This window comes from Methylophaga sp. SB9B (assembly GCF_004832235.1).
Taxonomy (GTDB): Bacteria; Pseudomonadota; Gammaproteobacteria; order Nitrosococcales; family Methylophagaceae; genus Methylophaga; species Methylophaga muralis.
On sequence record NZ_SSXS01000071.1, the window covers coordinates 1 to 254 of the forward strand.

The following is a 254-nucleotide window of genomic DNA, read 5'->3' on the forward strand; positions in this document are numbered from 1 at the left end:
CACACGGACAAACTCGGGTTTAGTACGCATTTCTTCGATAGTACGGCTTCCGGTATAGCCCATGGAAGCACGAACGCCGCCCATCAGCTGATGAATAACCGGGCTCAGGCTGCCTTTAAATGGCACAGACCTTCAATACCTTCCGGTACCAGTTTGTCGGCTTCGCTGGATTCTTGGAAGTAACGGTCACTGGAACCTTGTTTTTGCTGCATCGCACCCATAGAGCCCATGCCACGATAGGATTTGTAGGCACG

General features: G+C 52.0%; 1 pseudogene. It reads right to left on the reverse strand.

Features of this window, described 5'->3' with window-relative positions:
* Positions 1-254: pseudogene (locus tag E8Q33_RS15185) on the reverse strand (IMP dehydrogenase); the annotation flags it as partial.